The organism is Paenibacillus taichungensis (assembly GCF_013359905.1).
Lineage (GTDB): Bacteria > Bacillota > Bacilli > Paenibacillales > Paenibacillaceae > Paenibacillus > Paenibacillus taichungensis.
Genome location: NZ_JABMCC010000115.1, coordinates 103,546 through 128,398 on the forward strand (window position 1 = coordinate 103,546; position 24,853 = coordinate 128,398).

General features: G+C 44.9%; 23 protein-coding genes. 17 read left to right on the plus strand and 6 right to left on the minus strand.

From position 1 onward, the window contains the following. Window positions 1–225 precede the first annotated feature (225 nt). From HP548_RS19925 to HP548_RS19955, 7 genes are all read left to right on the plus strand, one after another. Window positions 226–996 (plus strand): ABC transporter ATP-binding protein, encoded by a 771-nt coding sequence (locus HP548_RS19925; RefSeq protein WP_175382619.1) that lies wholly within the window; start codon window positions 226–228, stop codon window positions 994–996. Continuing rightward, window positions 971–2,923: an ABC transporter permease gene (locus HP548_RS19930; RefSeq protein ID WP_175382620.1), complete on the plus strand. Its 1,953-nt coding sequence runs from the start codon at window positions 971–973 to the stop codon at window positions 2,921–2,923. The genes HP548_RS19925 and HP548_RS19930 overlap by 26 nt, the downstream gene beginning before the upstream one ends. A gap of 196 nt (window positions 2,924–3,119) precedes the next feature. Continuing rightward, window positions 3,120–4,547: a 4-hydroxyphenylacetate 3-hydroxylase family protein gene (locus HP548_RS19935; protein ID WP_175382953.1), complete on the plus strand. Its 1,428-nt coding sequence runs from the start codon at window positions 3,120–3,122 to the stop codon at window positions 4,545–4,547. 221 nt (window positions 4,548–4,768) lie between these two features. Next, window positions 4,769–5,476, plus strand: coding sequence for a response regulator transcription factor (locus HP548_RS19940; protein ID WP_076291046.1), 708 nt, complete (start codon window positions 4,769–4,771; stop codon window positions 5,474–5,476). Window positions 5,477–5,489: 13 nt separating this feature from the next. After that, window positions 5,490–6,905, plus strand: a complete 1,416-nt coding sequence (locus HP548_RS19945) for a HAMP domain-containing sensor histidine kinase (RefSeq protein ID WP_246318135.1) — start codon at window positions 5,490–5,492, stop codon at window positions 6,903–6,905. 100 nt (window positions 6,906–7,005) lie between these two features. Further along, a complete protein-coding gene (locus HP548_RS19950; RefSeq protein WP_076291048.1) occupies window positions 7,006–8,085 on the plus strand; it encodes an AI-2E family transporter in 1,080 nt (359 codons plus the stop codon). 33 nt (window positions 8,086–8,118) lie between these two features. Further along, on the plus strand, window positions 8,119–8,517 hold the full coding sequence (locus HP548_RS19955) for an Asp23/Gls24 family envelope stress response protein (protein WP_076291049.1): 399 nt from the start codon (window positions 8,119–8,121) through the stop codon (window positions 8,515–8,517). A 79-nt stretch (window positions 8,518–8,596) separates the two neighbouring features. On the opposite strand, the gene HP548_RS19960 is transcribed toward HP548_RS19955, so the two are convergent. Then, window positions 8,597–9,442, minus strand: a complete 846-nt coding sequence (locus HP548_RS19960; RefSeq protein WP_175382621.1) for an AraC family transcriptional regulator — start codon at window positions 9,440–9,442, stop codon at window positions 8,597–8,599. Window positions 9,443–9,645: 203 nt separating this feature from the next. Between HP548_RS19960 and HP548_RS19965 the strand changes: the two genes are divergently transcribed. The 3 genes from HP548_RS19965 (at window position 9,646) to HP548_RS19975 (ending at window position 13,893) form a co-directional block, all read left to right on the plus strand. Further along, window positions 9,646–10,650, plus strand: coding sequence for an aldo/keto reductase (locus tag HP548_RS19965; RefSeq protein WP_175382622.1), 1,005 nt, complete (start codon window positions 9,646–9,648; stop codon window positions 10,648–10,650). Window positions 10,651–10,995: 345 nt separating this feature from the next. Further along, window positions 10,996–12,537, plus strand: a complete 1,542-nt coding sequence (locus HP548_RS19970) for an acyl-CoA synthetase (protein ID WP_246318168.1) — start codon at window positions 10,996–10,998, stop codon at window positions 12,535–12,537. A 111-nt stretch (window positions 12,538–12,648) separates the two neighbouring features. After that, a complete protein-coding gene (locus HP548_RS19975) occupies window positions 12,649–13,893 on the plus strand; it encodes an aminopeptidase (protein WP_063563464.1) in 1,245 nt (414 codons plus the stop codon). A 94-nt stretch (window positions 13,894–13,987) separates the two neighbouring features. Here the strand turns inward: HP548_RS19975 and HP548_RS19980 are convergent, their stop codons facing one another. Continuing rightward, window positions 13,988–14,452, minus strand: coding sequence for an AraC family transcriptional regulator (locus HP548_RS19980; protein WP_175382624.1), 465 nt, complete (start codon window positions 14,450–14,452; stop codon window positions 13,988–13,990). A 236-nt stretch (window positions 14,453–14,688) separates the two neighbouring features. Here HP548_RS19980 and HP548_RS19985 point away from each other — a divergent pair, with 236 nt between their 5' ends. After that, the gene (locus HP548_RS19985; protein WP_175382625.1) at window positions 14,689–15,849 is read left to right on the plus strand and encodes a leucine-rich repeat domain-containing protein; all 1,161 of its coding nucleotides are present in this window, start codon (window positions 14,689–14,691) and stop codon (window positions 15,847–15,849) included. Between the two features lie 38 nt (window positions 15,850–15,887). On the opposite strand, the gene HP548_RS19990 is transcribed toward HP548_RS19985, so the two are convergent. Next, window positions 15,888–16,520 carry a nitroreductase family protein gene (locus HP548_RS19990; protein ID WP_090805861.1) on the minus strand — a complete coding sequence of 211 codons (633 nt, stop codon included), beginning with the start codon at window positions 16,518–16,520 and terminating at the stop codon, window positions 15,888–15,890. 130 nt (window positions 16,521–16,650) lie between these two features. Between HP548_RS19990 and HP548_RS19995 the strand changes: the two genes are divergently transcribed. Continuing rightward, window positions 16,651–16,926 carry a hypothetical protein gene (locus HP548_RS19995; protein ID WP_064638798.1) on the plus strand — a complete coding sequence of 92 codons (276 nt, stop codon included), beginning with the start codon at window positions 16,651–16,653 and terminating at the stop codon, window positions 16,924–16,926. 252 nt (window positions 16,927–17,178) lie between these two features. Here the strand turns inward: HP548_RS19995 and HP548_RS20000 are convergent, their stop codons facing one another. After that, window positions 17,179–17,799 carry a TetR/AcrR family transcriptional regulator gene (locus HP548_RS20000; protein ID WP_246318136.1) on the minus strand — a complete coding sequence of 207 codons (621 nt, stop codon included), beginning with the start codon at window positions 17,797–17,799 and terminating at the stop codon, window positions 17,179–17,181. Between the two features lie 149 nt (window positions 17,800–17,948). On the opposite strand from HP548_RS20000, the gene HP548_RS20005 reads away from it, so the two are divergent. After that, the gene (locus tag HP548_RS20005; protein ID WP_076291058.1) at window positions 17,949–18,719 is read left to right on the plus strand and encodes an alpha/beta fold hydrolase; all 771 of its coding nucleotides are present in this window, start codon (window positions 17,949–17,951) and stop codon (window positions 18,717–18,719) included. Between the two features lie 207 nt (window positions 18,720–18,926). Here HP548_RS20005 and HP548_RS20010 read toward each other — a convergent pair whose 3' ends face one another. After that, a complete protein-coding gene (locus HP548_RS20010) occupies window positions 18,927–19,703 on the minus strand; it encodes a M15 family metallopeptidase (RefSeq protein WP_064638795.1) in 777 nt (258 codons plus the stop codon). Between the two features lie 245 nt (window positions 19,704–19,948). After that, a complete protein-coding gene (locus HP548_RS20015; RefSeq protein ID WP_076291059.1) occupies window positions 19,949–20,311 on the minus strand; it encodes an iron-sulfur cluster biosynthesis family protein in 363 nt (120 codons plus the stop codon). Window positions 20,312–20,478: 167 nt separating this feature from the next. On the opposite strand from HP548_RS20015, the gene HP548_RS20020 reads away from it, so the two are divergent. The 4 genes from HP548_RS20020 to opuFB all read left to right on the plus strand — a co-directional run bounded on the left by HP548_RS20020 (window position 20,479) and on the right by opuFB (window position 24,828). Further along, window positions 20,479–21,063 (plus strand): TetR/AcrR family transcriptional regulator, encoded by a 585-nt coding sequence (locus tag HP548_RS20020; RefSeq protein WP_175382626.1) that lies wholly within the window; start codon window positions 20,479–20,481, stop codon window positions 21,061–21,063. Window positions 21,064–21,191: 128 nt separating this feature from the next. Further along, entirely contained in the window at window positions 21,192–22,043 is an 852-nt protein-coding gene (locus HP548_RS20025; RefSeq protein WP_217504765.1) for an NmrA family NAD(P)-binding protein, read from the plus strand. A 234-nt stretch (window positions 22,044–22,277) separates the two neighbouring features. Then, the gene (locus tag HP548_RS20030; protein ID WP_175382627.1) at window positions 22,278–23,321 is read left to right on the plus strand and encodes an ABC transporter ATP-binding protein; all 1,044 of its coding nucleotides are present in this window, start codon (window positions 22,278–22,280) and stop codon (window positions 23,319–23,321) included. After that, entirely contained in the window at window positions 23,314–24,828 is a 1,515-nt protein-coding gene (opuFB, locus tag HP548_RS20035; protein ID WP_099852621.1) for an osmoprotectant update ABC transporter permease/substrate-binding subunit OpuFB, read from the plus strand. The genes HP548_RS20030 and opuFB overlap by 8 nt, the downstream gene beginning before the upstream one ends. The last annotated feature ends 25 nt before the right edge of the window (window positions 24,829–24,853 follow it).

The window sequence follows — 24,853 nt, forward strand, 5'->3', positions numbered from 1 at the left end:
AGGGATCGGCGTCTTTCTCGTTTTCTACATATGAGAAGACGATTTTTGGATAGTGAGACATGTAATCTTACAATAATGTCATGAAGATGAAAGGTTAATCCATAGGAGAATGGTCGAAACTTCGATAGACTGAAGTCAGAAAGTAGAGAACGACCTCGATTTGCGATGAAGTTCAGTTCAACTTGGTTTAATTCAAATCCGAAATCTAAAAGGAGCCATTAACCTATGGAGATATGTTCAGTAAAACAGATTAGCAAAATTTATAAAGGGATCGTGTCATACGAAGCCTTGTCAGGTATTGATCTCAGTATTCAGGAGGGTGAATTCGTTGGCATCATGGGTCCATCCGGTAGCGGCAAAACAACGTTGCTAAACATGATTTCAACCATTGACCACCCTACTTCAGGGGAACTGAAAATCGCGGGTAAGAACCCGTTTGAACTGGATCACGATGAACTGGCTCTGTTCAGACGCCGAGAGCTGGGGTTCGTATTTCAGTCGTTTAACCTGCTCAACACACTCACGGTTAAAGAAAATATTGTCCTGCCGCTTACGCTGGATGGAGTACCGGTTGAGGAAATGAATGAACGTGTTGATCGACTCGCAGAGAAGCTGGGCATCGCATCTCTTCTGAACAAACGCACGTATGAAATTTCCGGAGGTCAGGCCCAGCGGACAGCAATCGCACGAGCCCTGATCCATTCTCCCAAGCTGGTGCTGGCCGATGAGCCTACAGGAAATCTCGATTCGAAGGCAGCTCGTGATGTAATGGAGATGCTGGAACGTCGCAACCAGGAAGATCGGGCCACCATGCTGTTGGTCACGCATGACGCTGTTGCGGCAAGTTATTGCAGCCGGGTTGTATTTATTAAGGATGGACGACTTTACAACGAAATTCATTATGGAGATAACCGATCGACATTCTATCAACGAATCATCAACGTATTATCCCTGATGGGAGGCTCAGGACATGAATTTTCGCCAGTTCGCCATTAATAATGTTGTTCGGAACAAACGAATTTATTTGGCCCATTTTCTAAGCAGTACGTTTTCCGTCATGATCTTTTTTACGTATGCACTTCTTTTGTTTCACCCGGATCTGAAGGATGGACTGAAGGGTTCAAGTGGGACAGTGACCATGCTTGCGAATCAGGGGTTTCTAATTGCTGAGATCATTATTTTCATCTTTTCGTTTCTGTTTCTGCTCTATTCCGTAGGTTCATTTCTAAAGACGCGTAAAAAAGAATTCGGCATATTTCAAATCATTGGCATGACACGTAAACAGATGAACCGACTGTTATTCATGGAAAACTTGTGCATTGGACTTGCCGCCATTGTGGCAGGCGTTGGATTAGGAATGATCTTTGCCAAGCTGATCCTGTTGATCTGCGGTTCGATGCTGGCGGTGGAAGAAAGTCTCCGATTCTATTTTCCATTAAAAGCAATCGCACTTACTGTCGGAGCATTTCTGCTGCTGTTTGTTGTGATTGCGCTGAGCTCATCGCTACTGATGCGAAAAGGGTCATTGATTGACCTTGTAAAATCAGAGGAAAAACCAAAACCCGAGCCAAAGGCTTCTCGTCTTTTAGCACTTCTCTCCGTCATACTCATTGGGGGTGGATATGCGGGTGTATTTGCCTTTGTATGGATCACATACTCTTTCCCTTTGCTGCTTGGTAGTGTTGTTTTGGTTATTGCAGGCACGTATTTGTTATTCACCCAACTTAGTGTGTATGCCATTCGGGCGCTCAAAGGCAATAAGCGTTTGTTTTTCCGCAAAACGAATTTGCTGTTTCTGTCCGAACTTACCTATCGAATGAAAGATAATGCGATCATGTTTTTTATGGTAAGTGTGATTTCGGCTTCCGCCTTTACAGGCATCGGTACGATGCTGGCGATCGCTGATCCGGGATTGTCATCGATGTCAAATCCATATGCGTTTACCTACCAAAATTCATGGGATACACCTAGCGCAGAACGGCACATTAGGAAGATTGAAGAGACACTGATCGATAATGAGGTTCCGTACCAGAAAGGAAGTTATATTCCGCTGTTTGATGACGAAGGGGACTATATCATCAAACTAAGTGAATATAATCATCTTGCCAAGGCGCTCGGTTACCAAGAGCGAACTCTCGAGAATGTTAACGATTCCTTTATGACTCCGGGCAATCTTACGAGTCGCAAGACATTACGAGCAGAAGTTGGGCAGGGTTCAACTCAGAAAAATATCAGTATGTGGGAAGTTCAGGAAAAGGTCAGATTAACAACACCTGCAACCGATATCGTCATCCCTGTTGAATTCAAAAGGGAAGTATATGTGGTATCCAATGAGCTGTACGACAAGATGAATAAGGAATTTAATATTCAAATCGAGGCTGATGAAAATTATTATCCCGATAAAAAAACTCAATTTGTTGTGACAGATTGGATGGGAACGCGGAAGTTTGCTCCTGATCTGGTCGAATCCATTCAAAATGACTCAGATGGTCAGGGGTACTTCGAGATCAGCGCTCTCGTGCTGGATTGGCTTAATTCCAAACAAACTAATGGTATTATCCTTATTCTGAGCGGATTGATTGGCATTGTCTTTTTCACCTTTGCTGCAAGCTTTACCTACTTCCGGTTATATGCAGATCTGGAACGGGATGAAGAACAGTACCGCATGATTGGTAAGATGGGACTGAGTCGCCCGGAGCTTCGCAACATCGTAACCAGACAGCTGGTGTTAATGTTTTTCCTGCCAATAGTGTTGGCCATTATCCACAGTTCCGTTGCATTTGTTGCATTACAGCAGTTGGTTGATTTCTCTGTTATGGGTTATACTTTGCGCATTTTCCTCGTATTTGCATCTATGCAGATTCTATTTTTCCTGCTGGTACGCTGGCGTTATCTGCGTCATATGTATGCCAAATTGATCTAATATTAATCGAATAGAACAGACACCAGACCTTAGGTTCGGTGTCTGTTGACTTTTTCCTCCAAAGCAAAGTACTATTTCAATAGATACAATATGTATCGTTTTGGTATAACTTAAGTTTCGAAATGATTAAAAACAATATCAACATTGAGTTTCCTAGCCTTTCTAACCGAGAAGGAGGATTACATTGAGCATAACGATGTCCCGTGGACAAGCTTATCTGCAACGCTTGAACGATGAACGGAATGTATGGCTGGATGGAGAGTGTATTCGCGTAACAGAGCATTCTGCCTTCCGGGGAACTTTACAAACGATTGAAAGTCTGTTCAATCTGGTGGATGGTGCGGACACGAGAGAAACAGTGGCTTATTGGGATGAGCAGACGAATGGATATGTACATCAGGCTTTTCGAGTACCCCGCAATGCTCAGGAGATCAGCAGCAGGGCGGCAGCCTTTCGATTGTGGTCTGATCGCACCTACGGGGTAATGAGCCGTCTCTCGGATTATGCCCGATCCCGCCTGACCGGATGGTATGCCACACGGGATGCGATGGCTGCATATGACCCGGTATATGGAGGTAAAATCGCTGCCTATTATGATGAGGCAAAACGGAAGGATGCCTTCCTGACCATTGTCCAGCGTGACCCGCAAATTAATCGTGCTCTGCCCGTAGGGGAAGATGAAGATGCGATGCTTCAAATCATTCGTACCAATACAGAGGGTGTTGTCCTCCGTGGGGCGAAGATGGTGGCGACCGCTGCTCCATATGCGGACGATATCATTGCATATCCGATTCAGCGCATTCCTGGACATCGCCCGGAACTCGCGCATATGGTTATTGTGGCAGCAGGAAGTCCAGGATTACATATGGTATGTAGAGAATCTTTTGCAACATTAGATTCAGATACTGCTCATCCGCTCAGTAGTCAGTATGATGAGATGGATGCTGTATTATTTTTTGACGATGTATTTGTACCTTGGGAGCGTGTACTGCTTCACAACAATCCGGAAGCGGTATGGCAGATTCGCTGCAACGTGGCATCCTCCAGTCTGGCTTACCATCAGAGCATTATTCGGCTGCATTCGAAGCTGGAATTCATTACAGCCATCACGTCTTCCATTGCCAAGGAGATTGGAGTGGATGCCTTCCTGAATGTACAGGAACAGCTTGGGGAGATGATCAGCCAGATGCATACGATTGAAGGACTCATCATCGCATCCGAGGCACAAGCTGCGCCGGATGTTCATGGGAACTGGCTACCATCATTCAAATATATTGAAACAGCCCGTAATCTGGGGAACCGTTATTACCCGCGCGCTGTTGAGATTTTGAAGACTATTGCTGCAGGTGGCCTTATTCAGATCCCTTCCGGGAAGCTGGAGCTCGAAGGAAGTATCAGCCCCATGATGAACAAGTATCTTGGAGGCGTAACGATGCAGGCACCAGAGAAGATTCGGTTATTCCAGCTCGCCTGGGAGCTGACAGGAAGTCCGCTGGGAGCCAGACATGATCTGTATGAACGTTTCTATGCCGGTGACCCGGTACGTAATCGGGCGAGTCAGTATGTGCAATATGATAAGGACCGATTATATGCCCGGGTTGAACCCTGGTTACGTAGCAAGTGATGAATGGTACTGAAACTTTACTTATTTTAGCTTTATATTTGAAGCTCTGGCCCTGATGCCCGGGCTTTTTATTTAGGTTATCTTTAGAAATGGTTTAGATTGATTTAAGAGACGTAGTATATAGTAGTAACGTATAGACATATGAGCAATAACAAATGGAATGTACGGATACGAATTTGAATGAAAACTGAATTTATTGAAATAGGAATGAGAGGATTCGCATGAGATACACACTATTAATTGCAGATGACGAACCCGAAATTGTGGAACTGCTTCAGCTGTACCTCGAGAAGGACTACAACATTGTGACAGCCGTTAATGGAGTAGAGGCGCTAGAGTGTATCCGTTCAACTCAGATTGATCTGGTCATACTGGATATTATGATGCCTGTGATGGATGGACTCCAGTTGATCAAACAAATCAGGTCCACACATCATATGCCTGTTCTGTTCCTGTCGGCCAAAAGCCAGGACCATGACAAAATCCTTGGACTCGGACTGGGTGCAGACGACTACATCTCCAAACCTTTCAATCCTTTGGAAATTGTCGCCAGAGTGGAAGCTTTGCTCAGAAGAGTCAATCAATTTGATGCACCTGACGTGGCTGCTGCTAAGGAGTTAAATCTTGAGCTGGGTGAGCTCAGGCTTGATCGATCCCAATGTATCCTTTTTCGCTCGGATAAACCTGTGACATTGACCTCAACAGAGTACAAAATTGTGGAGCTTCTGCTTGAGCAGCCAGGCCGTGTCTTCACCCGTAAAAAAATATACGAAGCCGTCTGGGGAGATTATTATGCTCACGAGGACAGCACGATAATGGTACATATCAGTAACATTCGGGAAAAGATCGAGCGCGACTCCAGGCAACCGGAATATTTAAAAACGATAAGGGGACTGGGATACAAAATTGAAGCGCCCATGGAAAGCTAGAGAAAAGAGACTATTGCAAACGTCCCTGACACTGGACTTTTTGCTGTTTAACTTCTTTTTGTTGTTACTGGTAGCCATCGTGTACATTATCATTAATCTGGATGTGGTCGATTTCCGCATTTCGGATCAGGTGGTGGATCCTGATCTGAATGTGGAGGCACATGTGTATGTGACAGAACTGGAGAACGAGTGGCTGTCCGGAAGTTCCGATGAGGCCAATAATACCGAGATTCAGCGTCTCAAGGACAGTGGGGGATGGATTGAAGTGCTGGATGCGGAGCGGAAGGTCATTCGTTATATCGGGGACAAGCAGGATACGTTCACTCAATACAGTGAAGCTGAGCTATATGCAGGACTCGAAAACCGAAATGAGCAGCCTTACTATTACTCCATTAGTCCGCTTTCAACAGAGGGAGCTGCAAAGTACGTTTTGCTGAAGATTCCTCGTGACTTGGTCAGTGTACGAATTAATGATAATCAGCTGATTACCAATTTGAAGCATCCGTTATCGTTCTACATTATGATCGGGATCGGATTGGTCTTGCTGCTGATATTTGTATACAGCTACTGGGTCGCCCGTCGAATCAAAAAGCCGCTGAGTATTCTCTCTCTAGGTCTTACCCAGATGATCCAGGGAAATTATAGTACACGCATGTCCATCTCGGCAGAGAGGGAATTTGTCCAGATTGGAGAAACCTTCAATTATATGGCGGACGTCATTGAGAATACATCTGCGGAGAAACGTTATGCCGAAGAAAGCAAACAGCGATTAATTGTGGATTTGTCGCATGATCTCAAGACCCCGATCACGAGTATTCAAGGATACGCCCAGGCTTTGGTGGAAGGGCGAGGGGAAGATAAGGACAGGCAGCAGCGATATCTGGGATATATCTACAACAAGTCCGTTCAGGTCGCGCGTATGATTCAGAACATGCTGGAATTGCTCAAAGTGGATTCACCTGACTTCCGTATGCATATTCAACAGCGGGAAATCGGCGAATTTGTACGTGAGATTATGGCTGATACGTATGGTGAGATTGAGCAGAATCATTTTGGCCTGCATGTGCTCGTTCCTGATGAAGAGATCTATGCAAGGTATGATCCGGAGCTGTTGTCCAGAGTGATTCAGAACCTGATTACAAATGCCTTGTCCTACAACCCGCGGGGGACGGAGCTGCGTGTGGAGTTAATCCCACTGGACAACCATGTGGTTATCGAGGTTGCTGATACCGGTGTGGGTATCCCTCAAGAGTTATGGGCAACCATCTTTGATCCATTTGTGCGCGGGGATGAGGCTCGTACGGGAACCGGGGGTACAGGGCTTGGACTGGCAATTGCGCGGCGGAACACCGAGAAAATGGGTGGACGATTAACACTTTCCCGTCGTGGACGGGAGACGACGGTGTTCACTATACAGATTCCGAAATAAAGGACCGACATAAAGGGTAAGGTTGATATAAACATTTTGTCATTCTGATCACCATTTGCAAAATGCTCATATAGAAAAGGTTAAGTGGAGGGGAAACTTTTTGTTCAAAGTAAATTCGTTTGTACGTTTCAGTATTGCACTGGCACTGATACTGATTAATATCTATCTGTTATCACGTGTCAGCTTTATTTTCCAACCGCTTGTTACCATGCTTACGGTAATTACCGTGCCGATGATGCTGTCCGTATTCTTTTATTATCTGCTGCGGCCGCTCGTCAATTACATGGAAAAAAAGAAGCTGAATCGCACACTTAGCATTTTGCTGATCTATCTGGTGTTTGGTATACTGTTCGCCCTGTTTATTATAGGACTATGGCCTTCACTACGCGAGCAGTTGATCAACCTGGTAGAAAACGCACCAAATTTAATCAATTCACTGAGTTTGCAGCTTAAAGAGCTGGAGCAGAACGGTGTCATTACGGCTATGTTCCCGGAAGGATCGACCCCGTTTTCGCAGATCACGGATTACATTAACAAAGGCTTTACCTTTGTAACAAACTATGTGAGTGGATTCTTCTCACTCATCTCAAGCTTTGCGATTGTTCTGTTCACTTTCCCGATCATATTGTTCTACATGTTGAAGCAGGGCGAGAAATTTGGTCGTAAGCTGGTGCACATTGCACCAAAACGCTTCCAAAAAGACAGTCGTGACGTGGTACTTGAGATCGATCAGGCGTTAAGCGGCTTTATCGTGGGACGAGTTCTCGTGAATCTGGCTTTGGGCGTGCTGATGTATATTGGTTTCCTGATCATTGGTCTCCCGTATGCACTGCTGTTAACCGTAATTGCGGTCATTATGAACTTTGTTCCGTTTATCGGGGCGATTCTGTCCTCCGTTCCTATTGTCATTATGGGACTGGTGGTATCCCCTTCGGTTGCAATCTGGTCACTCATTATTATTCTGGTAGCACAGCAAATTCAGGATAATCTGGTTGCACCGTATGTATTTGGCAAAAAACTCGATATTCATCCGCTTACCACCATTATATTGGTGCTGGGTGCAGGGGACCTGGGCGGCATAATTGCCATTCTAATTATCATCCCTGTCTACATGATCGTTAAAATTATTTTGGTTCGAATCTATCAGCTATTCTTCAAGGACAAATGGCAGAATGCTTAAACATTTATAAATGATATAGAAGGAGTGGAAATCATGTCTGAAATCATCCCACAACCATACACTGAACCTGAGTATATTGAGCCACAATCTGTTCAAATGGGCGCCATTCATATTTCCAATGATGTAGTATCCAAAATTGTCGGCATGGCCGCTCAAACTACAGAGGGAATATCCTCCATGTCTGTTGGTCTTACCGAAGGAATCGCCAAGAGTATCAGCGGAAAGAGCTTGCAAAAAGGAATTGACGTTGCAATCAAAGATGATCAGGCATCTATCCAACTGCGAATCAATGTTCAATTTGGCAGAAAGATGCATGAAGTCTGTCAGGAACTTCAACATAATGTGCAGCAAGCTGTCGAGCAATTAACAGGCATTATGGTCAATGAAATTAAAGTTCAAGTGGTAGGCGTGACCATGCAGGAGCAGGTTTAAAGCAGAAACGAACGAATGGAATTCAGTCATAAGCAGGTAGTGATATCCTGTGTAAAAATACAAAAACAGCACTTTCCCATTAGCTGCATAAATGGGAAGGTGCTGTTTTGTGTTTGCGATAATACGTAGGGGCTTCGCCCATAACTTTTTTGAACATTTTCGAGAAAAGCAGCTGGTCGGCATATCCAACGGAACGGGAGATATCCCCAATGGTCAAAGCCGGGTCCAGCGTCAGCTCAGCCGCCCTGCGCATGCGGTAATTGACCAAATAAGACTGAATGCTGGTGCCCATCTTGTCTTTGAAGAGAGAGCATAAGTAACTGCGCTGCAAGCCAACATGAGACGCAATGGACTGTACGGTTATGGTATTGGCATAATTAATCTCAATGAAATCCATCACCTGAGTGACATAGGTTTCTTTCGTATAGTCCTGGAGTGGAATAGGTCTGTCCTCACCGGCTCGATCAATCAAAATGGAGAAAAACTGAAAGAGTAATCCCGTCATGCTGATCTCCCACCCCTTATGGGTGTTGCGAGAGCTAATCATGCGGTGCAGGCAGGAGCGCATCTCGTCATCTTCATTGCCCATCTCAAAGATCGGATGGTGCTCAGACAGGCAAGCCTGCTGCAATAACGAAGGGCAGGTGCTTCCTTGGAAAGCAACCCAGCTATACTCCCACGGATCATCCTGATCTGCTTCATAATGAACGACAGAATGGGGCACGATGAGGAACCCCTGTCCTTTGTGCAGCGTAACCTTTTTGCCTCCGACTTCGAAGGTGCCTTTGCCGTCCAAAATATAATGGATTTTGTAATAATCGCGCATGGCCGGGCCGAAGTGGTGACCGGGTGCGCAAGCTTCTGTGCCGTAATGAAGGAGCTGCAGCTCCTGAAAGTGATTGTTTTTGCACATATACGTAATCAAGGCTATTCACTCCTGTTATGAGGTCGTTATACCTTGCATTTTAACATATAAAAGGTGAAAAGGAATCGTTTTATAAATATCATTTGATGAAGATACCAATCATTTTTCCATATCGTTGTAGTGAAATGCCATATCGTTTTACATGGAAAGTGTCTAAGATGAAAGGGTATTCAATAACTTTTACAGGAAAAGAGAGATTAACGATGCCTTATACTGCGAGTGAACAACGATACAGTGAAATGAAATATGCCCGCTCTGGCAAAACCGGAATCAAACTGCCGCAAATAGCACTAGGCTTATGGCAGAACTTCGGTGGAAACCGCACCCTGGATATTCAGGAAGAGATGATCCTGCGCGCATTCGATCTGGGGATTAACCATTTCGACTTGGCCAACAACTATGGACCGCCTCCAGGATCAGCCGAAGAGAATTTTGGTGTCATTCTCAAAAAACATCTGCGTCCTTACCGCGACGAACTGCTCATCTCCACCAAGGCAGGTTATCATATGTGGAACGGTCCATACGGCGAATGGGGTTCCCGCAAAAACCTGATTGCCAGTCTGGACCAAAGTCTGAACCGGATGGGACTGGATTACGTAGATATTTTCTATCATCACCGTCCAGATCCGGAGACACCGCTCGAAGAAACGATGACTGCGCTGGATCATATCGTTAGACAGGGTAAAGCTCTGTATGTAGGCTTGTCCAACTATGATGCTGAACAGACCAAAGAAGCAGTTACTATTTTGCGTCGTCTTGGAACACCTTGTCTGGTTCACCAGCCAAATTATTCGATGCTGAATCGCTGGATTGAGGATGGATTGCAGGATGTGCTGGATGAGCACGGCGTAGGATCAATTGCATTCTGTCCGCTTGGCCGCGGTCAGTTGACGAATAAGTATGTGGACAAGATCAAGGAAGAGCGCGCTAATCCAACAGGCAATCTGAGAAAAGAAGCCTATACGGACGAACGGATCGCCAAGTTCGAAGCACTTCAGGCGGTTGCCGAACGTAGAGGTCAAACGATCTCCCAGTTGGCGCTGAACTGGATTTTGCGTAGCAACCGAGTTACTTCTGCTCTGATCGGCGCAAGCCGTGTGTCCCAGATCGAAGAAAACGTAGCCGCACTTCAGGCACCAGACCTGACGACGGAAGAGCTGAGTGAAGTCGAAAGCATCTTGGATGGCATCGGGAACTACGCTTGGTAAGATTGAACGCAGAGAAACGACTCTTGAAATTCAGAGTCATGTCTACAATGATTAAATCAATCTATATTTTATAGATATGTTGGGATAATTAAGGTGTCTTCCTGTGGTCGGGAGGACACCTTTTTTTGTCTTACTTATCTTCTTTATATGTAGAGATAAACCTTTTGGAACTTCGTCTTAATTGACCTGCGTTTATTTTTTTCTTAAACTATTTTATATCATAGCACCAGGTCCTAGGATTTAGGGTATAATATATGGATGCTATACATTTGAAATATGAAGGAGAGGCTCCATTTGAATTTTCAACAGTGGATTTCGCCTGAAACCTATAACCTGACATCCGAGATGGAGAATCACCCGTCGGATCGGGTTGCACTTAGATGGCTAAGCGATCATAAAGAATTGGAAGAGATCACTTATGGTGAGTTATTGAAGCAGGCAAATCGTCTTGCTGGAGGCTTGCGTGATCTTGGTTTGGAGAAGGGCGACCGGGTGCTGGTCATGGTACCACGCCGAATTATTGCCTATGTTATATACATTGCCTGTCTGAAACTGGGCATTGCTGTTATTCCTTCTTCCGAAATGCTGCGTGCGAAAGATCTGGAGTATCGTCTTCGGCATTCCGATGCCCGGGCTGTCATTGTCTGGTCCGAGACGACTGCTGAAGTTGAAAAGATAAATGCAGATCTGCCAGCATTGGCACACCGCATCGTTGCATCACCAAATGGTGATAATAGCGTACCTGGAGAAGGCTGGGTCAATGTACACCAGTTAATGCAAGGGCAATCGGATACGATGGCTGCGGTGGAAACACATCGTGACGATATGGCTATTCTCGCTTATACCTCCGGTACGACTGGCAATCCAAAAGGCGTAGTACATAGTCATGGTTGGGGTTACGCCCATTTGCGGATCGCTTCATCGTTATGGCTGGATATTCAGCCTTCGGATACGGTCTGGGCAACGGCAGCACCTGGATGGCAAAAATGGATCTGGAGTCCGTTTCTGTCTGTACTCGGAAGAGGGGCTACCGGACTGGTCTACAATGGATCATTCCAACCGAAACGTTATCTGGAACTGTTGCAGGAGCATCAGATCAACGTCTTGTGCTGTACGCCGACGGAATATCGGTTAATGGCCAAAGCAGATGATCTGGGTCACCATGATCTGTCCGCACTGCGCAGCGCCGTGTCTGCTGGTGAGCCGTTGAATCAGGAAGTAATTGAAATTTTCCAGCGTCACTTTGACCTGACAATTCGGGACGGATATGGACAAACCGAGAGCACGCTGCTGATCGGCAGTTTAAAAGAGGCTCCCGTACGAATCGGTTCTATGGGGCAGTCCATTACACCAGGTCTTATTGAGATCGTTAATGAAGAGGGACAACCTGTACCTGCTGGTGAAGTAGGCGATATTGCCGTGCATAAGGACATGCCAGCCTTGTTCCGTGCCTATTACCAGGATGAGGGACGCAAGGAAGCGAATCAGCGTGGGGATTATTTTGTAACAGGTGACCGCGCACGTAAAGACGAAGAAGGCTACTTCTGGTTTGAAGGTCGCAGTGACGATATCATCATCAGCTCAGGTTACACGATTGGACCGTTTGAGGTGGAAGAAGCGCTGATGAAACACGCCAGCGTGAAGGAATGTGCGGTCGTAGCAAGTCCTGATGAGATCCGTGGTAACGTAGTGAAAGCATTTGTAGTGCTGAGAGACGAGTCCCTCGCATCACCGGAACTTGCGCGTGAACTGCAAAAGCATGTGAAGGAATGGACAGCACCCTACAAATATCCACGCAAAATCGAGTTTGTAGCCGATCTGCCAAAAACAAACTCAGGTAAAATCCGCCGGATCGAGCTGCGTGAGCAAGAAAAACGCAAGGCTTAAATGAAAAACAGTGCTCGAAAGAACGATCCTTCACTGTAACGGCCACTGGGCAGATCTCAAATCATTGTGCAGCAATACTCGTTTAAATATGAAATAGGAGTGAACACAACCATGAGTAATTTTGAACAAACCTTCGAAAAATCGTTGGAACAATACGCAGAGCTGGTTGTCAAAATCGGCGTAAATATTCAGAAAGGCCAGGATCTGCTCGTAACGGCACCCATCGAAACATTGGAATTCACCCGTCTGATCGTGCAAAAAGCGTATGCGGCTGGCGCCAAGTATGTACAGGTTGATTTTGATGATGACGATATTACACGCAGTCGTTTTGAACATGGCTCTGATGACAGCTTCGATTATTACCCGGCCTGGAAGGCGGAAATGATGGAGAAGTTTGCAGAAACAGGCGGCGCTACGCTCACGATCAAAGTACCTGACCCTGAATTGTACAAAGGCATCAATTCCGACAACGTGTCGCGTGCAACCAAAGCGGCGGCTCATGCACGTCGCGGATATTCGAAATATACGCGTAACCACGAAATTAGCTGGTGTCTGATCAAAGCGCCAACCAAGGCGTGGGCGAACAAAGTGTTTGCCGACATTCCAGAGGAAGATCGCATTAACGTGATGTGGGAAACCATCTTCAAAATGAACCGTGTCGATGGCGGAGACGCTATTCAGAACTGGAAAAAACATCTGGACACCCTGAATGCCATGAGTGATTTGCTGAACAAGAAAAATTATAAAAGCCTGCACTACCGCGCACCCGGAACGGATTTGAAAATCGAACTGGTGAACAACCACATCTGGGGTGGCGGCGGTAGCGAAAACAAGCAAGGTGTGTATACCGTTGCGAACATGCCGACAGAAGAAGTATTTACCATGCCGAAGCGCAGTGGAGTCAACGGATTTGTCAGCAGCACGATGCCGCTGAACCTGAATGGACAACTTGTAGACCAGATGAGAATTACGTTTAAGGATGGGCAGGTCGTTGCGTTTACTGCAGCATCGGGTGAAGAGCATCTGAAAAACCTGTTTGCCACCGATGAAGGTGCACGTTATCTTGGTGAAGTGGCCTTGGTGCCACATGATTCCCCAATTTCCAACTTGAATCGTATTTTCTATAATACCGGTATTGATGAGAATGCATCTTGCCATCTGGCTGTCGGCAGTGCATACCCGTTCAACATGAAAGATGGTACAACGATGTCTAATGAGGAATTGCTGAAACATGAATGTAACGTGAGTCTGACCCATGTGGACTTTATGATCGGCTCCGCAGAGCTCGACATTGATGGTGAGTTGCAGGATGGTACGGTGGAACCTGTATTCCGCAAAGGGAACTGGGCATTTTAATTGGTGAAAACAAGGCAATAAGTTAGAAACAAAGGCGACTTCAACATTGAAGTCGCCTTCGTTCTTTTTGGCATCCTCAACAACTATGAATGATTTATAGCGGCTTAACGGGTACACATATTTCGCAAAAATCCAGAAGAAGCAGATCACCGGCATACCTTTCCAAGATGGGTTTGTTGTCCATGGTACAACCATTGCTCTGCAAATACGGGAAAATCTCGGTCCAGGCTTGCTGCACATCTTCTGCTGTGTGTTTGACTTTGCAAACCAGATATTGCCCGCCAGGAAGTTCAGCTTCTTCAAGTTGGGGAGTCGACTCATCCAGGCAGTAATCCTCTGATATGACAATACATGCATCATACCTGCATTGAGAGGGGAGGGTGGTTTCCGGGTTATCCTGCGGAATGCCGAACAAGATGGTCGAGCTTGTAAGCAGGCCTTGGGATCTTGCCCAGTTCTTTAATGTTTCCATCGCGTGACTGTTAGCAGGACCATACGGACCGATTTGTCGTACATAAGCAATTCGGGATGTTGTCAGGTTTTCGATGTGGAATTCCATTGGAGTTCATTCCTTTCGTTACGATTATGGGTTACATCTCGAATGCTATCATGGTATAAAAAAATATTCATATGTATTTTTGGGAAAGAGAGATCGTGGGACTTTAAGTCTATTTTCAGTGGTAATGGGTTAGTAGGACTTGTGGTATTCTTGTATCCACATCAGCAAACACTTAGAATTGAAGTAATAATCATGACATTTGGAACGTAGCAGAAGTTAGGGGGAGAAGAATTGTAATGGATATCACCCGAGATTTTACGGACGAACTTTTTAAGCAATGGGTGCTGGTGCATTTCTGCGATAATCGAGGAACCATTCAGTCAAGCGATATCAATAACGTAACTTCACTGTCACTCGCGAATCAAAATTTTTCCAGTCTGGCGGGTTTAGAACACTTCAGTATGCTGGAAGAGCTGGATTGCTCGTATAATCAATTAACTGTGCTGGAAATAAGCCGTAATCCAAACCTGAAAACGCTGATTTGCAAAGAGAATCTACTTCTGTCACTAGATTTGAGTGAAAATTCGAAGCTGGAGATTCTGAATTGCAGCTTTAACCGACTTCGAGCTTTGGATGTAAGTAACAACCCCAAGCTTGTGAAGCTGGAGTGCCATTGGAATATGCTGTCGAGATTGAACCTGGATCATAATCCTTCTTTGAAGGAACTTAGCTGTAGCTATAACGCATTTTTTTCGCTCGAACTGCATCACAATAAGCTGCTGGAACGGCTCGAGTGCTCCAACAATTACATATCACATCTGGATGTCTCAAGCTGCATGAACTTGCTGGAAATCCGGTGCAATCATAATCATCTAACCGAACTGGATACGTGTAACAATCCGAAATTGGAAAGTGTACGATGTTTTAATAACCACATCTCGAAGTTGGATCTCAGTCAGAACGAGCGGCTTCAAGAGCTTTATTGTTCAGAAAATAAACTAACCGAACTTGATTCTGAACTCCAGTCCGGATTGGTTAGAATCCAGTTTGGGAACAATCTGATTTTTGAACCGGACATTAGCATTTCGGGGGTAGGAATCTTTCGATATGATGTTTCGATGTCATGCTATACAGCTACCTTGACGTACAAGGGACAAAATCTGGTCGTTACTACCGATGCTTCAACGAAAGCAGCTATGGACCAGTTGTCTCCAGTGATCGAGGAGGCCTGGAAACAGTTCGACGAATTATGTGAACAAACGCTTCAGGTTATAGGGAAGGCCCATCCGGACGAGGATGTAAATGGATTGATACTGGCTGACGTAGTATTTGAGGAAGGTGGCTACTTCAGAATAGGTTATGATGCGGGTGATACACCTGCTGGAAGGCTCTATCTGTATGCTTCGTTTAACGAAAAAATGGATATTTCTGATGCGCTTATCTATGAAACGTATTAAAGCCACGAGAACGTGGCTTTTTTGTTTATAACTTTTAGTTATTCGGCATGCATTTTGTTGAAGCTGACATATTCGTTAATCGGTTTGCGGTATCCGCGCGGACGTTGTTTGGCTTCCGACTTTTTGCCGATTGTAATTAGCATGGCAGGTACATAATGGTCGGGAATATCCAGACTGCGTTGCAACTCTTCCGCGTCGAAGCCAATCATGGGGCAGGTGTCCCAACCACGATCCTGAGCGATAAGCATCAATTGCATCGCTGACAGGCTAGCATTACGAATTGCATCTTCTCTCTGGAAGAACCTTCCCCGCGTTTCGTAAAATTCGATGACACTCTGTGATTCTTGCTCGTATTGAAACGGAGTCATCGCACCAAGGTTCAGCAGGCCCTCATTGATTGTGCGAATGTGATGGTGTGCGTTGACATCGCCGAGGACAACAATGACCGCAGAGGCCGTTTTTACTTTATATTGCTGGGAAGCTTCATAGACTTTTTCTTTCTGAACTGGGTCCGTCAGCACAAGATAGTGCGTATGCTGGAGGTTAAAGGCGGAAGGTGCGAATTTGTTCAAAGCAAACATCTCTTGCAATTCTGACTCTGGAATCTCAATTCCTTCTTCAAAAATAACGGCCGATCTACGGTTTTTGACCAGATTCTCCAATTCACTCATGGTAGTTTCCCTCGCTTATGTATGGTTTATAAACTGACTATAACACACTAAGTTACTTTATGTAAGTATTATTTTTGAATAAGACAAGATCTGCCTGCCATACGATAAAATAAAACAGAAGAGGTGATTCATGAAAACATTCATCACTAGGTACAGAGCTGGAAAGTCGCGAAATGAATTTCAGGTATACGTCATCGAATCTTCCACACTGAAACGTTTTTTGGTGGTGGAGATGGTACTGGGAACCATCGCGTATAATGTTGCACTTTTTTGGTTTCATAATGCACTTCTTGCTGGCGTTGGTTCCTGGGCTGGGACGGAGAGTGTGAAGAGGCTGCCAGTCGTTTTCAGAAAAATAGCAGGTCGGCAGGAAGGTTCAGGGAGCATGAGCATGTTCTTTACTTAAGGAATAGACGGCTTATGGTTCCTTGGCTCTCTTTTTCAATTGCAAGGGACACCGGACACGTTATTTCCTAAAATGCTCCAAAACGCTACATATGGCCTAAACCCCGTTATAACGTGTCTGGGGTTCCTTAGCATTTTGCAGGCGCTTCTTCAACCTCTCCTACACGTCTCATCTTTTTTACACTCTATGTCTTCTGCTCCAACCCCGAACGAGGAGAGAGGAACGCCATTTTTATATAAGTCTGGCGGCTAATCATCTCACCATTGTACCTCGCAAAAAAATTTCGACAATCTCCTTACCTAAATTTAAAGTGGAATCATATTCTCTTAATGTATCTACCTTATTGCCGATGACCATCATTGTTGAGAAAGTTTGCGCGAGAAGCATGGAATTGTTGCTTCGAAGAAGGTTATTATCCATCGCATCTTTAAAATAATCAGCCAGCTCTACGTAAATTTTATTTTCCGCTGCTCTGATTTCCTCGATCTGTTTCTCACTCAAATATCTCTCCGCATCTTTGAGCAGAGTCTCAATCTCCGCATGAGGATTAGCTAACCTTGCTTCTGCCACATGTAGCAGTCCTGTTTCCAGATTGTCTGCTTCTCTTAATAATCGTGACGTAGCTTGGTGCACATGTTTAAACATGGTCGTAACCGCGATCTTAAAAAGTTCCGGTTTACTGGTGAAGTGATAATAAATGGATGGTTTAGACACATTGCAAGCTTTAGCGATTTGTTGGAGTGAAACAGGTTCGTACCCATGCTCCATAAAGAGTTTGGCGGCCGTTTGAAGAATTATTTCTTGTACGGGTAAATCATCTTCTGCTTGTTTAGGTCTTCCTGGTGAGCGTTGTGAATCTGTATTCATTTTCATCATTACCTCCGTGAATATTTTATGACAACTTATCCATTGAATAAGATTAGACTTGTAATTTTACTTACCGGTAAATATAATTTACTAGAACTGAAGCAGCAAATCAATGATAACCTAATCCAAAATAATGATTGAAAGAGGTTTTAACTTTGGCAAAAACAGAGAAAAAAAACAAATGGACTAAAATATTGATATGGGGAGTTTCCCTCATCATAATTGTAATCATTGGCTTATTGGTATACCTCAATTCGATAACCTACAGTCCTTCCAATCAAGCGGAACTCGCTTTTCAGAACGATAATCAGGTCAAAGTAACAGAGGTCAAAGACGGTTATAAATTTGAGCCACAAACCGGGAAAGTAATCGAACCGAATATTATTTTTTATCCTGGAGGTTTAGTAGAACCGGAAAGCTACTCACCATTTGCTAGAGAACTGGCTCAACGGGGGCATCGCGTATATATTGCGGAAATGCCACTGAATCTAGCCATTTTCGGTCAAAATAAAGCGGACTCCTTTCTTGAAGAACACCCAGACGAATCATTTGTTATTGGGGGACACTCTTTAGGAGGTTCATTCGCAGCGAGATATGCTTCAGAACACAGTGAGAAGCTTGAGGGTGTATTTTTCTTGGCATCTTATGCGGATGAGGGCGGATCAATAAAAGACACTGATTTATCTGTTTTGCAAATTACAGGTACAGCAGATGGAGTTCTCAATAAAGAAGCTTGGGAAAGTGCCAAAACCAATCTACCTGCTGACACTTTGTATGTCAGTGTAGAAGGAGGAAATCATGGGCAATTTGGCTCTTATGGGAAGCAAAAAGGGGACAATGATCCAGCGATTGAGGAAGAGCAGCAATTAAAACAGGTTGTTGATGCTGTAGAGGAATGGAGCACAGAACTGAATAGTAAACCTTAGTCTGCTATGAATCTAACTTTACCTTTACATCAATGTGGTTGAACTGATCCATATCTATTCGATTTGGAGAACGATTAAAATGTGGTAGATATACAACAACAGGACGGGGCCCAAAATCGGGCCCCGTCCTGTTAGTTATCTGTCATTTACATACGATAGTTATATGAGAGTGGAATGAATACCTTTTGTCATCAGATTTCTACTGGTTTATTTGGCGCGCTCCAGGTACTGTTCAAGTGTAAGGTTCTGACTCGTAATTTCCCCCGCAATATACACGCCAACATAACGCACATGCCATGGCTCATAAGAGTAACCTGTCAGTTTCTCCTGATCTTTGCCATAACGAATGATAAATCCGTATTTATGTGCATTGGCTTTCAGCCATTTGCCTTCCTTGGTGTTTCCAAAGCTTTGTTGCAAATCATATCCCGCTGATGCACTGGAGATATCCATCGCAAGACCCGTCTGATGTTCACTTTGTCCAGGACGAGCACTGGTTTTATTCGCAACGGCTTCGCCTTTGATACTTGCATTACGGTCAAAAATGGATTTTTGGGTAGCATAAGAGCGATAACCGGACACGGCTTTGATATCAATGCCGTCTTTTTTTGCTGCTGCGAATAAGTTCTCAATTGCGGTAGCGGCTACTTTACGCATTTGCTTTTTCGGACTGGAGCCGGAGAAGCTAAATGGGATGTTAGGAACAACCAGATCCTGAGGGGCATAGGTTGAAGGCAAGTTTCTCTTTTTATTCACTAGCACAACTGTACTTGATAGATTCGTTACCGTTGCCAAGCCACTGCTACTCGTTTTAATTGTGCGTCCAGGTGCATTATCGTGCAGGAATTGAGTGAAGCTGGAGCTGGCAGCAGATGCGACCGGATTCAGTTCCTTAGTGAAGGGCAGCGTTGTGAATGCTGAGCCTGCTACGACAGAACCTATAAGTATCGTGGATACGATGGATTTACGTGTAAAAGATTTCATGATGTGTGTTCCTCCTCGGGTTATATCAATCTCGTGCTTTGCTATATACCGAGTATACTAGAGGATTATATCCATAGGTTCTCCAATTGTTTCCGAGTTGTAAACAAAGTTTGCGAGATTCATAGCTTTTAGTTGTCTGACGAGAAAAAGAGCACAAAAAAAGACTCTGCACCTTTGTGCAAAGTCTTTCTGTATACATAGATAGGCGAATTAAATACTCTTTATTTCAGCCACGAACTTTTGAATTACAGCTCGCATGAAACAGAATTGCCGGATTTTCCAGCCGTCACTGCGCGGGCATCCCGAACACGGACATTGCTGCTGAGTACACCGGAATCACTGCTTAGTTTGAAGGAAGGATAGTTGAGTTCCGTGTCCAGCTTCATGTGCTGCTCCAGGTTTAACTGTTGTTTCGGATCGACATAGAATGGCACCAGATTGGTTTCAATTTGTACATCCAGAGCTTCGGGTTCGTCCACAATAAGTATGGCAATAATTCCGTTACAGCCACAACCTTCCATGTCATAGATCACTTTGAAATAGCCGGGCTGATCATTCAGGCTTTCAGTTAATCGCGCAGCAGCCAAATCAGTAATTTGAATATACATATCGCTACACTCCTTTATATGTTGGCATGATTGTAATGGTAAATGGATTAATTCAACTTCTACTGTCATTATACCATTTTGGCAAAAAACAAAGCATTTATTTTCTTGACTGTTCAGTCTGGAAAAGTGTATTCTTGACTTAATCAAGCGGGAGGTGAGCTCTGAAATTGGGAAGAGCCAAGGAATTTGACACCGAAAGTGTTCTAAGAAAAGCCACGGCTGTATTTGGAGCCTATGGTTATGAAGGTACTTCGTTGACTGTACTGCTGAATGAGCTTGGTATTGCACGTCAAAGTTTGTATGACACTTATGGAACCAAGCATGATTTATTTGTCTCTGCCCTTAAATTTTATATTCAGCAGAAAACAGAGGCGGGTATTCAGCTGTTGAATGAATGCACGAGTGTAAGGCAGGGGATGGAACAGCTTTTCAACGAAGCCGTTAATGTATTGACGGATGAGGAGCGTCGCAATGAATGTTTTATTATCAATAGCGCCGTGGAACAAGCACCCCAAAATCATGAGATTGCCGACTTTATTCAAGCGAGCAACAAGCAAATGGAAGATACTTTTCTTGCGGCGCTTATCCGTGGGCATAGAAACGGTGAATTTAACCATGCCGAGCATGAATTGCCCGGTATTTCCCGTTTTCTGAATTATTCCCGTCTGTCATTGACCTTCACGGCCAAGAGCGGTGCCAATACAGAGGTGTTGCGGGAGCTAGTGCGTACAACATTAAGAGTATTGAATTAATGGCAGTATATAAGCAAGGATTATGGTTGGATTTCTGAAAATGAACGCTTAGGGCGTTTATTTTTTCATCATTCTAGACTGATTAGTCTGGAAAGTGAACATAAAGCAAACCGAAGGAGGCAATGAAAATGATCAACGATAAACCTTTAACACTGATTACAGGAGCGAATGGAAAGACAGGAAGCCGCGTTGCTGCCATGCTTCAGAAGCACCACTATCCGGTGCGTCTGGCAGGGAGAAAGAAACCAGCTTCTTCTGATTCTGCCGACAACTATGTCTTTTTTGATTGGTACGATTCAACCACTTATGGTCCAGCGTTGAAAAATGTGGATCATGTATACCTTGTCGTGCCCGTCATGGACATGCACCCGGAAGCCGTAATGATTCCGTTCATCAAGGAAGCGTTATGGAGCGGCGTTAAACGATTCGTCTTGCTTGGCAGTGCTTCCGTTGATGAAGACGGACCTATATTTGGCAAAGTACATCAAAGCTTGAAGGAGCTTGCTCCTGAGTGGACTGTACTACAGCCTTCCTATTTTATGGAGAACTTTACAGAGGGACCGCATCGGGAGACGATGAAGCAGTTGGGTAAAATCTACAGTGCTGCTGGTGATGGTAAAATTGGTTTTGTCAGCGCAGATGATATCGCAGCAGTTGCCTTCTTTGCTCTGACAGATGTTGTCCCCCATAATACAGCTCATATCATTACGGGGCCAGAGACATTGTCTTATGGGCAAGTTGCGGACATCATTAGTCGTTTATTGGATCAGCGTATTCAGCATGAATCATTGTCGGATGCAGAACTGAGAAATAGCCTGATTCAGGCGGGAATGTCAGAAGATTACGCCACGGCTCTGGCAGGGCTGGATGTATTCATCCGTGAGGAAGGAAGAGAAGATCAAACGACGGAGACGGTATTGAAAGTCACAGGGCAAAGCCCGGTTTCTCTGGAGCAATTTATTAGGCAGCATATGCATTAAGGGAAATGATATAAGAATTATTATAAAAATATTGGAAGCAAATTCTGCTGAATAACAAGAAGACGGTGCCGGAAGGCCCGTCTTTTTTGCTGATTGTTCAACCTTTACAGATATCCGTTCGTATTCCAATTTCTACAGAAACAATAATACCCAATCCAGCACGGTGATTATATGCGTACGCTTTTGGGGAAATAGATGAGAATGAATGTTTGATAAAAGGAGAGAAGAGAACGGATGATTCAGTTCGAAAATGTATCCAAGCAATACCCTGATGGAACCCATGCTCTGCGTCAGGTTAATCTCAGCATTAATAAGGGAGAGCTGTTCGTCATGATTGGTCCGAGCGGTTGCGGCAAAACCACAATGCTCAAAATGATTAATCGCCTGATCGAGCGGACAGATGGGACCGTTCGAATTAACGAACGGCCTATCGATGAATATAACATTCATGAATTGCGCTGGAATATCGGATATGTGCTGCAACAGATTGCACTGTTCCCACACATGACAATTGCCGAAAATATTGCGGTTGTTCCTGAACTCCGAAAGTGGAAGTCAGAGCAAATCAAGGAGCGCGTACATACTTTGCTGGACATGGTCGGACTGAAAGGTACCACATACAGTGATCGCAAGCCTGCTGAGCTATCTGGTGGACAACAACAGAGAATCGGTGTATTGCGCGCACTCGCTGCCGATCCCGAAATTGTACTGATGGATGAACCGTTCAGTGCACTTGACCCGATGAGCCGCGAGAAATTACAGGACGATATTCTAGATATTCAGCGTCAGATGAAGAAGACGATTGTGTTTGTTACCCATGATATTCAGGAAGCGATGAAGCTGGGTGATCGTATCTGCATCATGAAGGACGGGCAAGTGTTACAGGTAGGCACCCCGGAAGAACTAATCCAGCAGCCAGCCAATGAATTCGTACGTGACTTTGTCGGCAGTTCTGGTCCGGATAGGAGTTCACAGCCTGTATCTGGTGGAGGCGACCCGATGTATGAATTACAAACGGCCTCCGGCGAACAAGAACGACTGATTTCTATATTTGATCTTGAATCGATCATGTCACCGCTCTCACCTGGGCATGTGCCGAAGTCGGCCAAAACGGCTGTTCCCGTATCGATTACGCTGCCTGATTTTGTGGAAATCATGGCATCTCATGATCATTTACTGGTCGAGAAAGACCACCAGATTATAGGTCAGGTCAGTCGAGCCGATTTAATCCAGTACTGGTCCGGGCAGTTGCAGGAACGGGGTGAAGCGCATGAGTAGATTTACAGAGGTGTTCAGTGAGCGCAAAGGACAGTTATTATCCGCTCTCCTTGAGCATATTCAGATCTCATTTATCGCATTGTTCTTTGCCGTTCTGATCGCGATCCCGCTGGGCATTTATCTGACACGTAAACCAAGAGTGGCTGAGCCGATTATTGGGGTAACAGCCGTACTGCAAACAATCCCGTCCCTGGCCCTTCTCGGATTGCTCATTCCGTTATTCGGCATCGGTACATTTCCTGCGATTATTGCGCTTGTAGTGTATGCCTTGCTTCCGGTACTCCGCAACACGTATACGGGCATATCGGAAGTTGATCCTTCCATGGTCGAGGCAGCAAATGCAATGGGCATGAACAGTCGTCAACGTCTGACCAAAGTGGAGCTGCCACTCGCGATGCCTGTCATTATGGCAGGCATTCGTACCGCAATGGTTCTGATTGTAGGTACAGCCACGCTTGCTGCCCTGATTGGTGCAGGGGGGCTGGGTGAACTCATTTTGCTTGGTATTGATCGAAATGATACTTCATTGATTATTCTGGGAGCTATCCCAGCCGCATTACTTGCCATTTTGTTTGATGTGCTGCTCCGTCAGTTCCAACGTTTATCATTCAAGAAAACGCTGGTCACTCTCGGAACGCTCGCTCTGGTGGCCGTCCTGGTAATCACGATTCCTTGGCTCTCCCGTGGAGGGCAAAAAGATCTGGTTATTGCTGGAAAGCTGGGTGCCGAACCGGAGATTTTGATTAATATGTACAAATTGCTCATTGAAAAAGATACCGATCTGAAGGTTGAATTGAAACCAGGATTGGGAAAAACCACATTTCTGTTCAATGCACTGAAATCAGGTGATATTGATATTTATCCGGAATTTACAGGTACCGCCATATCTGAATTTATGAAGGAAACCGCAGTTAGCACTGATCGCACAGAAGTGTATGAACAGGCAAGAGACGGGATGTTGAGCCAATTCAATATGGTTCTTCTGAACCCGATGGATTACAACAATACGTATACGTTGGCTGTGCCTCAGAAGGTTGCGGATCAGTATAATCTGAAGACCATATCGGATCTTAAGTCGGTACAGCAGCAGATCAAGGCAGGATTCACACTGGAATTCTCTGATCGGGAAGACGGATATGTTGGTATTCAGAAGAAGTATGGCATCAAATTCCCGAACGTGGCCACAATGGAACCGAAACTGCGTTATTCAGCCGTACAGCGTGGAGATATCAATTTGCTGGATGCTTACTCCACAGACAGTGAACTGAGACAGTATAAACTCGTTGTGCTGGAGGATGATCAGGAATTGTTCCCGCCATATCAGGGAGCGCCGATGCTCCGCAAAGAAACGGCAGATCAATATCCGCAGCTGGTAGAGGTACTGAATCAACTTGCAGGCCGAATCACGGACGATGAGATGCGTCAAATGAATTACGAAGTGAACGTTAATGGAGCGATTCCAGAACAAGTGGCAACGGATTATCTGCAAAAAGCAGGTTTATTATAGTTTGATATTTACGGTTATACATGAA